Origin of the sequence: Streptomyces sp. NPDC050416 (assembly GCF_044458845.1) — a bacterium.
Classification (GTDB): Bacteria; Actinomycetota; Actinomycetes; order Streptomycetales; family Streptomycetaceae; genus Streptomyces.
The window spans coordinates 542,103-554,974 of sequence record NZ_JBITII010000004.1; the positions used below are offsets into that span (position 1 = coordinate 542,103).

At 70.5% G+C, this 12,872-nt stretch carries 13 protein-coding genes; 3 read left to right on the forward strand and 10 right to left on the reverse strand.

All coding sequences use genetic code 11. The features are described 5' to 3' along the window. Positions 1–159 precede the first annotated feature (159 nt). From ACIBL4_RS15735 to ACIBL4_RS15745, 3 genes are read right to left on the reverse strand one after another with little or no spacing between them, the layout of a single operon-like run. Positions 160–672 (reverse strand): VOC family protein, encoded by a 513-nt coding sequence (locus ACIBL4_RS15735; RefSeq protein WP_399410233.1) that lies wholly within the window; start codon positions 670–672, stop codon positions 160–162. Positions 673–699: 27 nt separating this feature from the next. Continuing rightward, positions 700–2,499: a gamma-glutamyltransferase family protein gene (locus tag ACIBL4_RS15740; protein WP_399410235.1), complete on the reverse strand. Its 1,800-nt coding sequence runs from the start codon at positions 2,497–2,499 to the stop codon at positions 700–702. 1 nt (position 2,500) lies between these two features. Continuing rightward, positions 2,501–2,731 carry an MbtH family protein gene (locus tag ACIBL4_RS15745; protein WP_399410237.1) on the reverse strand — a complete coding sequence of 77 codons (231 nt, stop codon included), beginning with the start codon at positions 2,729–2,731 and terminating at the stop codon, positions 2,501–2,503. Positions 2,732–2,883: 152 nt separating this feature from the next. Here ACIBL4_RS15745 and ACIBL4_RS15750 point away from each other — a divergent pair, with 152 nt between their 5' ends. Next, positions 2,884–3,930: a branched-chain amino acid aminotransferase gene (locus tag ACIBL4_RS15750; RefSeq protein ID WP_399410239.1), complete on the forward strand. Its 1,047-nt coding sequence runs from the start codon at positions 2,884–2,886 to the stop codon at positions 3,928–3,930. Between the two features lie 71 nt (positions 3,931–4,001). Here the strand turns inward: ACIBL4_RS15750 and ACIBL4_RS15755 are convergent, their stop codons facing one another. From ACIBL4_RS15755 to ACIBL4_RS15765, 3 genes are read right to left on the reverse strand one after another with little or no spacing between them, the layout of a single operon-like run. After that, a complete protein-coding gene (locus tag ACIBL4_RS15755) occupies positions 4,002–4,424 on the reverse strand; it encodes a cupin domain-containing protein (RefSeq protein WP_399410241.1) in 423 nt (140 codons plus the stop codon). 20 nt (positions 4,425–4,444) lie between these two features. Further along, the gene (locus ACIBL4_RS15760; protein ID WP_399410243.1) at positions 4,445–5,458 is read right to left on the reverse strand and encodes a class I SAM-dependent methyltransferase; all 1,014 of its coding nucleotides are present in this window, start codon (positions 5,456–5,458) and stop codon (positions 4,445–4,447) included. 46 nt (positions 5,459–5,504) lie between these two features. Continuing rightward, positions 5,505–6,476 carry an L-tyrosine 3-hydroxylase gene (locus ACIBL4_RS15765; RefSeq protein ID WP_399410245.1) on the reverse strand — a complete coding sequence of 324 codons (972 nt, stop codon included), beginning with the start codon at positions 6,474–6,476 and terminating at the stop codon, positions 5,505–5,507. A gap of 353 nt (positions 6,477–6,829) precedes the next feature. Here ACIBL4_RS15765 and ACIBL4_RS15770 point away from each other — a divergent pair, with 353 nt between their 5' ends. Together ACIBL4_RS15770 and ACIBL4_RS15775 are read left to right on the forward strand one after the other, a co-directional pair. After that, positions 6,830–7,135, forward strand: coding sequence for a Rid family hydrolase (locus ACIBL4_RS15770; RefSeq protein ID WP_399410247.1), 306 nt, complete (start codon positions 6,830–6,832; stop codon positions 7,133–7,135). Between the two features lie 12 nt (positions 7,136–7,147). After that, a complete protein-coding gene (locus ACIBL4_RS15775) occupies positions 7,148–8,044 on the forward strand; it encodes an LLM class flavin-dependent oxidoreductase (RefSeq protein WP_399410249.1) in 897 nt (298 codons plus the stop codon). Positions 8,045–8,304: 260 nt separating this feature from the next. Here the strand turns inward: ACIBL4_RS15775 and pgl are convergent, their stop codons facing one another. Genes pgl through tal form a run of 4 tightly spaced genes read right to left on the reverse strand, consistent with a single transcriptional unit; the run spans position 8,305 to position 12,866 of the window. Continuing rightward, positions 8,305–9,090, reverse strand: a complete 786-nt coding sequence (pgl, locus tag ACIBL4_RS15780) for a 6-phosphogluconolactonase (RefSeq protein WP_399410251.1) — start codon at positions 9,088–9,090, stop codon at positions 8,305–8,307. Continuing rightward, a complete protein-coding gene (gene opcA / locus ACIBL4_RS15785; RefSeq protein ID WP_399410253.1) occupies positions 9,087–10,223 on the reverse strand; it encodes a glucose-6-phosphate dehydrogenase assembly protein OpcA in 1,137 nt (378 codons plus the stop codon). Before opcA ends, pgl begins: the two co-directional genes overlap by 4 nt. Next, complete coding sequence (zwf, locus tag ACIBL4_RS15790; protein WP_399410255.1) at positions 10,220–11,743, reverse strand: glucose-6-phosphate dehydrogenase; 1,524 nt, start codon at positions 11,741–11,743, stop codon at positions 10,220–10,222. The genes opcA and zwf overlap by 4 nt, the downstream gene beginning before the upstream one ends. 4 nt (positions 11,744–11,747) lie before the next feature. Then, the gene (tal, locus tag ACIBL4_RS15795) at positions 11,748–12,866 is read right to left on the reverse strand and encodes a transaldolase (protein WP_355717112.1); all 1,119 of its coding nucleotides are present in this window, start codon (positions 12,864–12,866) and stop codon (positions 11,748–11,750) included. Positions 12,867–12,872: the final 6 nt, after the last annotated feature.

Here is a 12,872-nt window from a genome sequence, read left to right on the forward strand (position 1 = left end):
GAACCGACCCCCATGACCCTTCCCCAGGAAACGGTGGGCGAGGTGGGTCTTCTCTTTCGGCATAAACGTCCCGCCCGACGCGAACGGGGCCGCGTCGGGCGGGCGGCGGGCGCGCGGCCGCCGACGGGGCGTGCCGACGTCACGCGGTCTCCCGGGGCGTCAGGCCCGTCCCCCGGGAAGGTACGTGAACTCGAACTCGAGGCCGTTCACGTCGAAGGCGTAGAAGCTCTCCACACCGTCGCTGTCGACCACGATGTCCGTGGCGCCCTCCTGCCGGACGAAGGAATGCGCGCCGGAGGCGTGGACGGCCGTCCACCGGGTGTGCCAGGCGCGCAGGTCCTCCGGTGTGTCCACCTCGATGCAGATGTGCTGGTACTGGTTGCTGTCGGCCGGCGGCGCGACGCCCTGCTCCGGCCCACGGGTGAACAGGTGGAAGCGCAGTTCGCCCGCCTCCAGTTCTGCCAGCCCGGACAGTCCGGGCAGCCGCTCCATGCTGAGGTCGGAGAAGGTGTCGAGCGTCCACGTCACATCGGCGCCGAAGAAGTCCCGGTACCAGGCGATGCTCCGTTCGAGGTCGCCGGTCTGCACGGCGATGTGGTGCAGGCGCAGCCCCGCCGGTCCGGCCGGTGTCCCGGGGTGGTCCATGAGGGCGGTGCTCGGTTCGTCGGACATGTCGGTCTCCCTGTTCCTGTGGTCGGGTCAGCGGCACGCGGCGTACGTCTGGCGGCCCCGTGGACTGGCAGCGGCGCGCAGCAGGCCGGCCTTCTCGTCCACCGCGACGGCGCAGACCTTGCCGAGCGAGTACTCGGCCGCCGGCTCCACGTCGTGTCCGCGGCTCCTCAGCTCCTCGATGACCTCGGGGTCGCAGTTGCGCTCGACGGCGAGCACCTTCGGTCGCGATTCGTGCGGGGTGAAGGACGCGGAGAAGTGGTCGGTGTGGAAGGCGAGCGTCTCCGTCGCCGCCTGGAGCCCGAGGCCGAAGTCGACGGCGGCGAGGAAGAAGCCCAGCGTCCACTGGTCCTGGCGGTCGCCACCGGGCGTCCCGAACGCCATGAAGGGCTTCCCGTCCTTCGTCACCAGGCTCGGGCTCAGGGTCGTGCGCGGCCGGCGGCCGGGGCCCACCGAATTGGCGTGGCCTTCCTGGAGGGTCATCGTCTGGCCCCGGGTGCCGAGGGACAGGCCGAGGCCCGGCACGACCGGGGAACTCTTGAGCCAGCCTCCGCTGGGTACGGCGGCGACCAGGTTGCCGAAGCGGTCGGCCACCACGATCGTGCACGTGTCGTTGCGGGCGGCCGTCGCCTTGACGACGGTGGGCAGTCCATTGGCGAGCTGGGACATCCAACTGCCGTCCGCGACCGGCCAGTCGACGGCGCTCTGCTCGGGGATGAATGGCGTACGGCCCTCGGGTGAGCCCGGCCGCAGGACCTCCGCGGCCTTGTCCTCCACCAGCGCGCGCCGCGCCGCCGTGTACGCGGGGCTCAGCAGGACGTCGAGGGGGACGTCGCTGTGGTCCGGGTCCCCGTACCAGGCCTCGCGGTCGGCGAACGCCAGCTTGGCGCACTCGGTGACGGTGTGGATGTACTCGGCGCTGTCCAGCCCCATGCCGTGGAGGTCGAACCCCTCCAGGAGCGCCAACTGCTGGAGGAACACCGGGCTCTGCGACCAGGGCCCCGGTTTGTGGACCGTCAGGCCGCGGTACGACAGGCTGCTCGGGCTCTCCACGGTGGCACGCCAGTCCGCCATGTCCTGGCCGGTCAGTAGGCCCTTGTGGTGTCGGCCCGTTGCGTCGAGAACGGCGGTCGAGGAGACGAAGGAGTCGATGGCCTCCGCCACGAACCCCTGGTAGAACGCCCGCTCCGCCGCGGCGATCTGTGCCTCCCGGCCGCCTCCGGCGGTGGCGGCCTCGCGCAGGAGCCGCTTGTACGTGGTGGCGAGCGCGGGCGTACGAAAGAGGGCACCGGCCTTCGGGGGACGGCCGTCCGGGAGGTACACCCGGCCCGACTCGGTCCACTCCGTCTCGAACAGCGGTGCCAGCACCTCGATGGCGTCGGCGGCGCCCGCCAGCAGTGGGAAGCCGTTCTCGGCGTAACCGATGGCGTGGTCGAGGACATCGGCGAGCGGCAGGGTGCCGTGCTCGGCCAGCATCCGCATCCAGGCGCCGAACGCGCCGGGGACGACGGCGGGCAGCAGGCCCGATCCGGGTATGTGTTCCAGTCCGAGCGACCGGAATCGTTCGATGGTGGCCGCCTGGGGCATCGGCCCCTGACCGCACACCACCTGCACCGACTGCGTGGCGGCCGAGTACGAGACGATCGGTACGTCCCCGCCCAGGCCGTTGAAGTGCGGCTCCACGACTTGGAGGACGAACCCCGCGGCCGCTGCCGCGTCGAAGGCGTTCCCGCCCCGTTCCAGCACAGACATGGCGGCCGCGGAGGACAGCCAGTGGGTGGAGGAGACGGCGCCGAACGTGCCGCTCAGTTCCGGCCTTCCCGCGTTCATCTCAGGCACCGCCCTTCGCGTCGCCGGCCGTGCCCATGGCGTCCACGAGGCTCTTCGGCCGCATATCGGTCCAATGCCTCTCGATGTAGTCGAGGCAGTTCCGGTGGATTCCCTGATGGACGACGTTCCAGCCCTCCGGGACGTCGACGAATTCCGGCCACAGGGAATGCTGTTCCTCGTCGTTGGTCAGCACGAGATAATTGCCTTCCTCGTCCTCGAACGGGTTGCTCATCGTCACTCTCCAGCGAATTTCGGCGCGTCTTGCCGGCGGGACACGACGCTACCCTGATCGAAAGCCATTTCCGGCGGACGGCCGACAGGCGAGGGAAAAACATGAACATCGCGCATCCGACCGTTTTCGATAAATACCTCGTGGAAAGCCGCATGTCCGCCGACGTGCGGGCGCAACACATGGCGGACCCCATGTTCGGGACCGTGTTCACCGAGCACATGGCCGGCGTCCGGTACGCCGAGGGGAAGGGCTGGCACGACGCCCGGATAGGACCCTTCGCCCCGCTCCCCCTGTCACCGGCGACCGCCGCCCTCCATTACGGCCAGGCGATCTTCGAGGGGCTCAAGGCCTACCGCGCGCCGGACGGTTCGGCCCTGCTGTTCCGGCCCGAGGCCAACGCGCGGCGCTTCGCGGACTCCGCGGCCCGGCTCTCGATGTCGGCGGTGCCCGAGGAGACCTTCCTCGCCGCCCTGGAGGAGCTGGTCGCGGTGGACCGCGCGTGGCTGCCGGACGCGCCCGGTACGAGTCTTTACCTGCGGCCGTTCCAGCTGGCTACGGAGGAATACCTCGGTGTGCGTCCGGCGGTGGAGTACCTCTTCGGTGTGATCGCGTGTCCCGTCGGCGCGTCCTTCCCCGGCGGGGCCGCCCCGCTCACCATCTGGGTCTCGGATGCCTATACCCGGGCGGCGCCCGGCGGCACCGGCGCGGCCAAGTGCGCCGGCAACTACGCCGCCTCGATGGCGGCCCACACGCAAGCCCGTGAGGCGGGCTGCGACCAGGTGGTCTTCCTGGACGCGGTGGAGCGGCGGTATGTCGAGGAACTGGGCGGTATGAACCTGTTCTTCGTCCTCGACGACGGCACCCTGCTGACCCCGCCCCTCGGCGGGACGATCCTGCCCGGCATCACCCGGGACTCGGTCATGACGCTGGCCCGGGACGCCGGTCACCGCGTCGTCGAGCGGTCGTACACCCTCGACGAGTGGCGTGCCGACGCGGCGGACGGGCGGCTGCGAGAGGTCTTCGCCTGCGGCACCGCCGCAGTCGTCACCCCGGTCGGTACGGTCCGCTCGGCCGACGGGGAGTTCACCGTCGGCGGCGCTGTGACCGGCCCGGTGACGGGGGGACTGCGTACGGCCCTCACGGACATCCAGTACGGGCGGGCGGCTGACCCGTACGGCTGGACCCGGCGCCTCGGCTGAACGCGGCGCCCGCCGTACGGGGATGCCCCGCCCTGCCGGCAGGGCGGGGCATCCCCGTACGGCGGGGCGCGTCAGTCCTCCACCGTCACGGACACCTCGCCGGTGCCGGTGAGCAGCACGCCCAGGCAGAAGCTGCCGGGCTCCGCCTCCTTGGTGACGAAGTGGTGGACGGTCCCCGCGGGGATGAGCATCGTCGCCGGGGAGGCCAGTTCGTAGGTCTGCCCGTCCGCGACGACGTCGATCACCGCGCCGCCCGGCGTGGGGGACATCAGCAGGTAGATCTCGGGCACCTCATGGGTGTGCGGTGCCGCCACCGGCTTGCCGACCTTGTCACTGATCTCGCCGCCGGCGATCTCCAGGGGCTGGCCGCCGAGCATGTCCTGGGTCAGGAAGAACGGGGTCCGTCCGTAGTGGCCGGGCACCTGCTGGAAGACCGGCAGGTCCCGCTCCACCAGCGGGACCGCGGCCGACGCTTCGACGCTTCGCGTGGTCATGGCTGTCTCCTAGGATCGCTCTACGCGGGGGTGAGCCGGTAGATGAAACTGAACGCCGGGAGGTCGATCATGCGGCGGTCGGCGATGCGCCAGCCGCTCTCGTCCAGTACGGACGCCCACTCATCGAGTGTGGGGATGTACTGGTCCATCACGGAGTGCACGGTCTCGAACCCCAGCGTGAACATGGGGTGCATGGGACCGTGGACGTCGGTGGAGCGGCAGGTGTCGCCGATGACGAGGTTCTTGACGTCGGGGAAGTTCTCGCGCAGCCGCCGCAGCACCCTGACCGCGTTCTCACGCGGCCAGAAGTCGTGCCCCATGAGAAAGCACGTCACGAGGTCGACCCCGGCGTACTCGTCGCGCGGCGACAGGTTCAGGACGTCGTCCTGGACCAGGGAGATCCGGTCCTCCACGCCCGCTTCGGCGACGGCCTCCTTGGACACGGTGATGGCGCCGGCGGCCACGTCGATGCCGATGCCCCGGACGCCGGGCATCAGCCCGGCCATCATGATGAGACGGTCAGAACTGCCGCAGCCCAGGTCCGCCACGGTGGTGCAGTCCACGTCCCGCAGCAGCTCCCGGAACGGTGGGTCGAAGAACGTCCGGGCGATGTTCCGGCACGCGACGCTGATGGCGCGGGAGTCACGGCGTACGAAGTCGCCCTGTCTGTCGGCCTCCAGCACCTTGCCCGGCAAGGTCGTCAGCAGTTCGCCGCACCCACGGGTCAGCCAGTAGAAGAACCCCTTGGTGCGGTAGGCGCTCGCGAACCCGGCGTCCGTGGTCGCCTCCGTCCTCGCGGCGTCGAGCGTCACGATCCGCCGGGTGGAGAGCGCGACGAGGAGGGCACGCACCACGCCCGGATCGGCCCCCGACGCGGCCGAGAACCCGGCTATGCCGACCCGGCCGGCCCGCTCCAGCTCGTCGAGGAGTCCGATCTCCCACGCCGCGCTGACCGCGGCCGAGGCGATGGCTCCGTTGAACGTGTCGGCGCAGTACTGCGCCTCGTCGGATGGTTGTTGTCGGGCAGTGTCCATGAAACACCTACCTATGAGTGTCACGACTCGAAGAGAGCACGGTCGGTTACCGGGGCGGTCTGCCCGGCGTGGGCGCGGGGGCGCCGATGAGAATGGTCAGCTCGTGCAGCGTGGAGGTGAACGACGCCTTCAGGTCCATCACGTCGTCCGTCGACAACTCGGCCGGCTCCGGAGCGGTGTTCTGCGCGCACGCGGGGTACAGGCCGTTCGCCGAGACGTCCAGGTGGATCGCGTGGACGCGGCGGAGGAGCTGGCGCACCACTGTCGCGTACGGCACCGGGACCCTGGTGGTCAGGAAGATACCGTCGTACAGCCAGAGCAGGGTCTCCCTGCGCAGCTCCCTGGTCTTCTGGCGTACGCCGGGGGTCAGCAGCAGGGACACGCCGGAGGGCACCACGCGCACGGCGATCCCCTTGTGTATGCGCTCGTTGAGGCCGCACTCGAAGGCCAGGTCGGCGGCCGCGGCCTCGCCCCCGAGGGAGACCTTCCCCCGGATGAGCGGGCGCACCCCGGTGTAGTCGCGGGCCCAGGACCCGCTGAGGTTCGGGTGCTGGCGTGCCATCGGGTCCCTGATGACCCGTTCGTACAGGGCTTGCGGGGGCGAGCTGGCGTACAACAGCATCAGGGAGTACGTGCGCACCAGGCAGCGTGCGATCCGGGACAGCCCGTCGACGTCCGCGCCGGGCTGGCGGCCCTCGTCCAGGACCGCGCTCAGCACCTGCCAGAGGGCGAAGGTCGTCTGGTGGCCGGTGATCCACCGGAACCAGAAGAGCCGTTCCACCTCGCCCTCGTCGTGCGGCACCAGCTCGGCGCCCGTGGCCGCGTCGTAGGCCGGCAGCGGGACATCCGGTGCCGACGGGTCGGCCTCCGCGAAGAGCCTCGGATCGTCCGCGGAGTCCCGGGCGAGGGGTTCGGCCGGGAGCGCCAGGGGTTCGAGCCCGTACAGGTGCCCGCCGAACCCCCAGCGTCCGGCCGTCGGCAGAGCGGTCGAGAGAGCTCTGTTGTCAGACAGATTCATGAATGCTTCCTGTGGGATAGGAGAAATCGGGCTCAGGGACCGTGACATGGGCCGGTATGCGGGAAGCGATGACGTCAACGTACTTCCGCGCCGACGGTGTCCGGGTGCCGGAGAGGAGGGCGATTCCTCTGCCGCCGCGACGTGTCTCGCCGGCGGGACGGCAGGTGCCCGCCGACGCCCTTTCCGGCCGGGGGAGTTTGGCATAGTCGGGCATCCACGTCCGCCGAATTCCGACGCAGGGTCGGCGGGCACAGCGAACGAGGAGACGGAATGTCGCAACGCCAGCTCATCGCCGCGGGAACGCATTTCGAGAAGATATTCGGGTATTCTCGCGCGGTACGGGTCGGCCGCACGTGACGGTCGCCGGCTGCACCGCCGCGGCGCCGGACGGCCCGGTCGGGGGCGCGGACATCGTCGCCCAGACCGCCGAGTGCCTGCGGCGGATCAAGGGCGCGTTGGAGGACGCTGACGCCTCGCTCCAGCACGTTGTCAGGACCCGGTTCTACGTCACCGACATCAGTGAGCTGGAAGCCATCGGCCGGGTGCACCTGGAGTTCTTCGCCGACATTCTCCCGGCCAGCACCATCGTCGAGGTCTCCGCCCTGGCGCACCCCGCGCTGCTGGTGGAAGTCGAAGCCGACGCCTACCTTGGCGCCTGAGGGGCCGGGGCGATGCGTACCGGTGTCCTGATCCTGCCGGAGGAACGATGGACGCGGGCAGCCCGGACCTGGCGGACCTTCGACGAGCTGGGCTACGACTCCCTGTGGACCTACGACCACCTGTCCTGGCGCACCCTCGCGGAAGGCCCCTGGTTCTCCACCTTCCCGGTGCTTGCCGCGGCCGCCGGTGTCACGCGCAAGGCCACCCTCGGCACCCTGGTCACCTCACCGAACTTCCGCCATCCGGTGGGCGCGGCGAAGGACGCCGTCGCCCTCGACGACATCTCCGGGGGCCGTTTCGTCCTCGGTATCGGGACCGGCTCCGTCGGCGCGGGGGACTCCAACGTCCTCGGCCGGGAGACCTTCTCCCGTCGGGAGCGTACGGAACGCTTCGAGGAGTTCGTACGGCTCACGGACGAACTGCTGCGCAACCCCGTCACCACCTTCACCGGGGAGCACTTCTCCGCCTATGAGGCCCGGATGATCCCGGGGTGTGTCCAGTGGCCCCGCCTCCCCATGGCGATCGCCGCGACCGGACCCAGGGGGCTCGCGCTGGCGGCACGGTACGGCCAGGCGTGGGTGACCACCGGGCCCACCGACTGGGCGCGCGGCTTCACCCCGGAGGAGTGTCTGGAGGCGGTCGCCGCCCAAGTGGCCGCTCTCCGCGCGGCATGCGACCGCGCGGGTGGCGACTTCGACGCGATGGACCGCATGTTCGTCGTCACCGACCCGGCGGGCGACTTCCTCTCCACGCCGGACGCCTTCCTCAAGATGGCCGAGCGGTATGCCGCGGCCGGCATCACTCACCTCGTGCTGCATGCGCCGCGCGAGGAGGGCATCTACGCCGCCGACACCGAGGCCCTGCACCGCATCGCGACCGACGCCCTGCCTGCCGTCCGCGAGATGTGACGCCACGGGAGGCCGCCGACCGCGCGTCGGCGGCCGTCGCGGCACACCTGGCGCCCCGACTCCGTCCTGGCAGTGGCCGGGCGTCCGTCTCCGGTACCACCGGGCGCAGACGTTGTGGCCGTGCCGTGCGATCTGGTGGCCTTCACCGCGTGGGTGCTGGGCGGGAGTTGAGCACCGCAAACGCCGAAGCGGCCGGAACCCCCCTCAGGTTCAGGGGCGCCGGCCGCTCCGGCGATGAGGCGGATCGGCGTCCGCGGCGGTCACGCCGAAGCCGGTGGATACAGCGACCGCGGCAGTTGGGAAGCCGCCGCCGCGTCCAGCAGCCACAGTGTCCGGCTGCGGCCGTACGCTCCCGCCGCAGGCGCCTGGATCTCCCCGGCTCCGGAGAGCGCGATCGCCGCTGCCTGGGCCTTGTCCTCACCGGCGGCCAGCAACCACACCTCCCGGGCCGAACGGATCGCGGGCAGCGTCAGCGTCACCCGGGTCGGCGGCGGCTTCGGCGCGCCATGGACACCGACGACCGTACGGTCGAGTTCCCGCACCGCGGGCAGCTCCGGGAACAGCGACGCCACATGCGTGTCCGGCCCGACGCCCAGCATCAGCACGTCGAACGTCGGCACGGGCCCGTGGTTCTCCGGGCCCGCCGCCCGCGCCAGTTCCTCCGCGTAGGCGGCCGCCGCCGCGTCCACATCGGTGCCGTAGGGGCCGTCCGACGCGGGCATCGCGTGCACCCGCTTCGGATCGAGCGGTACGGAGTCCAGCAGTGCCTGACGCGCCTGCGTGACGTTGCGCTCCGGGTCGCCCTCGGGAAGGAACCGCTCGTCACCCCACCAGAGGTCGAGCCGGCTCCAGTCGATCGCGTCCCGGGCGGGCGCCGCGGCCAGGGCGGCCAGCAGGCCGTTGCCGTTGCGGCCGCCCGTCAGGACCACGGACGCCGAGCCCCGGGAGGCCTGTGCGTCCACGATCCTGGTGATCAGCCGGGCCGCCGCGGCCTGGGCCATCAGCTCCTTGTCGCGGTGGACGACCAGCTGCGGTGCCGTGCTCACTTCGTCGTCGCCTTCCGTACCGGTTCCAACTGGGGCGGTTCCTGCTTCACCGGTGCCTGCGCCGTCGCTTCCGCAGCGGGAGCTTTCGCAGCCGTTTCGACGGGAGCGGGGAGGGCGAGCCGCCCCCGGCCGTCACTTTTGGGCTCCCCTTTGGCCACCGGCTCTTCCTTTTCGGCCACCGGCTCTTCCTTCGCCTGAGCCGGCAAGGACGCCTTCAGCCGGTCCACCCCGTACCGCAGCGCCGACGCGTACGTGTCGTCCGGGTCCAGCCGCCGCAGCTCCTCCGCGATCAGCTCGGCCGTGTCCCGGCGCTTGAGCGCCACACCACGGGCCGGCTGGCCCTCGATGGAGAGCGTCGCGAGGGATCCGTCGGCACGGTCCAGGGTGATCGCGCCGCAGCTGGTGTCCATGCGGACCGCCGTCAGACCGGGGCCGCCGGACAGTGAGCGCTTCACGGGGACGTCCAGCCGGTCCGCGAGCCACATCGCCAGCAGCTCGCAACTCGGGTTGAACTCCTCGCCCTCCACCTCGACGGCCCTGACCTCGCAGGTGACCTGGTCGAGGGCCGCCGCCAGCATGGAACGCCAGGGCGTGATGCGGGTCCAGGACAGGTCCGTGTCACCGGGGGTGTAGGTCCCCGACCGGGTGGCGAGGTCCCGCACCGGCTGCTCGGAGGCGTAGGCGTCGGTGACGCGGCGCTGGGCGAGGGCACCCAGGGGGTCCTTCGCCGGGTCGAGCGGCGCGTTCACCGGCCACCACACCACCACCGGGGCGTCCGGCAGCAGCAGTGGCAGCACGACCGACTGGGCGTGGTCGGCGACCTCGCCGTACAGCCGGAGCACGACCGTCTCGCCGGTGCCGGCCTCCGCGCCCACCCGGACCTCCGCGTCCAGGCGGGACTGCGTACGGTCGCGCGGCGAGCGGGAGACGCGCTTGATGACCACCAGCGTGCGCGAGGGATGCTCGTGCGAGGCGTCGCTCGCGGCCTTCAGCGCGTCGTAGGCGTTCTCCTCGTCGGTCACGATGACCAGCGTGAGCACCATCCCGACCGCCGGGGTGCCGATCGCCCGGCGGCCCTGCACCAGCGCCTTGTTGATCTTGCTGGCCGTGGTGTCCGTGAGGTCTATCTTCATGGCCGGCGCCAGCTCCGTCCGTGTCGCTCGAGCATTTCGTCCGCCTCGACGGGCCCCCAGGTACCGGCCTGGTACTGGGCGGGCTTGCCGTGGGTGTCCCAGTACTCCTCGATCGGGTCGAGGATCTTCCAGGACAGCTCGACCTCCTCGGTACGCGGGAAGAGGTTCGAGTCCCCGAGGAGGACGTCCAGGATGAGACGCTCGTACGCCTCCGGGCTGGACTCCGTGAAGGACTCGCCGTACGCGAAGTCCATCGACACGTCCCGGATCTCCATCGACGTGCCGGGCACCTTCGAGCCGAAGCGGACCGTGACGCCCTCGTCCGGCTGGACGCGGATGACGATCGCGTTGGAGCCCAGCTCCTCGGTGGCCGTCGTGTCGAAGGGGGAGTGCGGGGCCCGCTGGAAGACGACCGCGATCTCCGTGACGCGGCGGCCCAGGCGCTTGCCGGTGCGCAGATAGAAGGGGACGCCCGCCCAGCGGCGGTTGTCGATCTCCAGCTTGATCGCGGCGTAGGTGTCGGTCTTCGAGGAGGCGTTGATGCCGTCCTCCTCCAGATAGCCGCGCACCTTCGTGCCGCCCTGCCACCCGGCCGCGTACTGGCCGCGCACGGTGTCCCGGCCGATGTCCTTGGGCAGCTTCACCGCACCGAGCACCTTGGTCTTCTCGGCGGCCAGCGCGTCCGCGTCGAAGGAGGCCGGCTCCTCCATGGCGGTCAGCGCCAGGAGCTGGAGCAGGTGGTTCTGGATGACGTCACGGGCGGCGCCGATGCCGTCGTAGTACCCGGCCCGGCCGCCGATGCCGATGTCCTCGGCCATGGTGATCTGCACGTGGTCCACGAGGGACCGGTTCCAGATCGGCTCGAACATCGTGTTGGCGAAGCGCAGCGCCAGGATGTTCTGGACGGTCTCCTTGCCCAGGTAGTGGTCGATGCGGAAGACCTGGTCCGGGGCGAAGACCTCGTGGACGACCTTGTTGAGCTCCTCGGCCGACTTCAGGTCGTGCCCGAACGGCTTCTCGATGACCGCGCGCCGCCAGGAGCCGCCCTTCTGGTCGGCCAGCCCGTGCTTTTTCAGCTGCTGGATGACCACCGGGAAGGACTTCGGCGGCACGGACAGGTAGAAGGCGAAGTTGCCGCCCGTGCCCTGTGCCTTGTCGAGTTCCTCGATCGTGGAGCGCAGCCGCTCGAACGCGTCGTCGTCGTCGAACGTGCCCTGCACGAAGCGCATGCCCTGGATGAGCTGCTGCCAGACCTCTTCGCGGAAGGGCGTGCGGGCGTGCTCCTTGACCGCGTCGTGGACCTCCTGGGCGAAGTCCTCGTGCGCCCACTCGCGGCGCGCGAAGCCCACGAGCGAGAAGCCCGGCGGCAGCAGACCCCGGTTGGCGAGGTCGTACACGGCGGGCATGAGCTTCTTGCGGGACAGGTCGCCCGTGACGCCGAAGATGACCAGGCCCGACGGCCCCGCGATACGCGGGAGCCGTCGGTCCGCGGGGTCACGCAGCGGATTGCTGCTCGACACCTGTTCAGCCCTCCGAAGGGGCGAGGCGCTGAAGCTCGGCCTCGGTCGACTTCAGCAGGTCGGTCCAGGACGCCTCGAACTTCTCGACGCCCTCCTCCTCCAGCAGCCGGACCACGTCGTCGTACTTGATCCCGAGCCGCTCGACCGCGTCGAGATCCGCGCGGGCCTGCTCATAGGTGCCGGCGACGGTGTTGCCGGTGATCTCGCCGTGCTCCTCGGTGGCGAACAGGGTCGCCTCCGGCATGGTGTTCACCGTGTTCGGCGCGACCAGCTCGGTGACGTACATGGTGTCCTTGTACGCCTTGTCCTTCACGCCGGTGGAGGCCCACAGCGGACGCTGCTTGTTGGCGCCCTCGCGCTCCAGCGCGTTCCAGCGGTCCGAGGAGAAGACCTCCTCGTACGCCTGGTAGGCGAGACGGGCGTTGGCGATGGCGGCCTTGCCGCGCAGTGCCTTGGCCTCGTCGGTGCCGAGCGCGTCGATCCGCTTGTCGATCTCGGTGTCCACGCGGGAGACGAAGAACGACGCCACCGAGTGGATCTGCGACAGATCCAGGCCGCGCTCCTTGGCCTTCTCCAGGCCGGTCAGGAACGCGTCCATGACCAGGCGGTAGCGTTCCAGCGAGAAGATCAGCGTGACGTTGACGCTGATGCCCAGGCCGATGGTCTCGGCGATGGCCGGGATGCCCGCCTCCGTCGCCGGGATCTTGATGAGGGTGTTGGGCCGGTCCACCAGCCAGGCGAGCTGCTTGGCCTCGGCGACCGTCGCCTTGGTGTTGTGCGCCAGCCGCGGGTCGACCTCGATCGAGACCCGGCCGTCCTGGCCGCCGGTGGCGTCGAAGACCGGGCGCAGGATGTCGGCGGCGTCGCGGACGTCCGCCGTCGTGATCATGCGGATGGCTTCTTCGACGGTGACCTTGCGGGCAGCGAGGTCGGAGAGCTGCTGGTCGTAGCCGTCGCCCTCGGAGATCGCCTTCTGGAAGATCGTCGGGTTGGTCGTGACGCCCACGACGTGCTGCTGGTCGAGCAGCTCGGCGAGGTTGCCGGACGTGATCCGCTTGCGCGACAGGTCGTCCAGCCAGATCGCGACGCCTTCCTCGGAGAGGCGCTTGAGTGCGTCTGTCATGGAAAT